The organism is Acetitomaculum ruminis DSM 5522 (assembly GCF_900112085.1).
GTDB classification, from domain to species: Bacteria; Bacillota; Clostridia; order Lachnospirales; family Lachnospiraceae; genus Acetitomaculum; species Acetitomaculum ruminis.
Window position 1 is genome coordinate 6,658 of sequence record NZ_FOJY01000033.1, and the last position, 1,673, is coordinate 8,330.

At 36.0% G+C, this 1,673-nt stretch carries 1 protein-coding gene and 1 pseudogene; both read left to right on the forward strand.

The window, feature by feature from the left end; genetic code table 11:
* Nucleotides 1–454: 454 nt before the first annotated feature.
* Nucleotides 455–979, forward strand: a complete 525-nt coding sequence (locus BM153_RS13145) for an S-ribosylhomocysteine lyase (protein ID WP_092874922.1) — start codon at nt 455–457, stop codon at nt 977–979.
* A 303-nt stretch (nt 980–1,282) separates the two neighbouring features.
* A pseudogene (locus BM153_RS13150) lies at nt 1,283–1,673 on the forward strand (RNA-guided endonuclease TnpB family protein); the annotation flags it as partial.

Consider the following 1,673-nt stretch of genomic DNA (forward strand, 5'->3'; position numbering starts at 1 on the left):
GTTTGAGAGCAGTGTAATTTCATAGGGGTCTCAAGCTAATAACGTTGCTCCTACTCCTAAAGCACCGTTTGAGAGCAGTGTAATTTCATAGGGGTCTCAAGCAGCAATCATTAATGAAGCCTTTGCACCGCTGTTTGAGAGCAGTGTAATTTCATAGGGGTCTCAAGCCGATGGTGGATTGGAAGAGCTTATCATGAGTTTGAGAGCAGTGTAATTTCATAGGGGTCTCAAGCTTAGTGCGAAATAATGTTAAACGAAGTTTGTACCGCCTCCCGAAGGTTAGACCAAAATTCTAACCACTAGGGGGTATTTTTTTGTAAAGATACCTCATTCTTTCAAACTAGTTATTTTCACTTATAAATATAGATTCCACAAAATGTAATTATAAAAGTGCTCGGCATACACTATACTTCATGTTATAATGGGTTTAAATTTGAATAAAGGAGATGACCATATGGAATTAATACCAAGTTTTTCAGTAGATCACACAAAGATTGTTCCGGGGATTTTTGTTAGCAGACAGGATGAAATCAACGGCAATATTATTACAACATATGATGTAAGGCTTAAACGCCCTAATAGAGAGCCTGTAATGGATGTAGCTGCTATGCACTCATTGGAGCATATTATAGCTACATATTTGAGAAATGAACCAAATTGGAAACAGGATGTTATTTATTGGGGACCGATGGGATGCCTTACAGGGTTCTACCTTATCTTGAAGGGAAATCGCAAATCTCAGGAAGTTTATGATCTTCTTCTTGCTGCTTTTAAATCTGTGGCAGATTGCGATTTAGTACCGGGTACTACTGCAGAAAACTGCGGATATTACCTTATGCACAATCTTGGTATGGCAAAATGGTTTGCAAAGGAATTTGAGGATTATCTTGTTGCAAATGCAGGTAAATCTGAGATATTTGAATATCCAAAGACTGATAGGCTTGTAACCGATAAGGGACAGCAGTTCTTTGATTCGTAAAATAAGTATATTTATAGCTTTAGAACATTTTGAGTCTTATTGTGTAATATGTATCTGAAATCCCGGAAACATATTTATTAATAAGGCGAAACACATGGATGCTAATCTGTATTAAACAGGGGGCATCCATTTTGTTTTTCCCTTAATTTTTTTATAAAATACGAGCGTAAAACCCATTACTCTTGAGTGATGGGATATAAGCGAGTTCTCACATATTTTACTGAATCAATGGTATTTCAGTAAAATACGCGATATAATATACATACAGGAGCAATCCGAGTCTAACGAAAGGAGCAAAATTGTATGTATCTAACAGTGAAACAGCAGGTCAAACATCTGTCTAAGGAAGATTACAAATCTCTTAAAGAACTGTGTCATGTAGCCAAAAATCTTACAAATGAAACTATCTACAACGTAAGACAATACTATTTCACAGAAGGTAAGTTTCTCAAATATGAGAAGAACTATACACTTCTAAAAGACAGTCCTAACTATAAGGCTTTGAATTCCAACATGTCACAGCAGATACTTAAAGAGGTAGACGGTAGTTTCAAGTCATTTTTTGGACTGCTTAAACTTGCCAAACAAGGTAAGTATGCCTTTAAGGATTGCAAATTACCCCATTATCTTCCAAAAGACGGATATACAACACTTGTGATCGGTTTTGTAAGACTTAATGGAAATAAGCTTATAC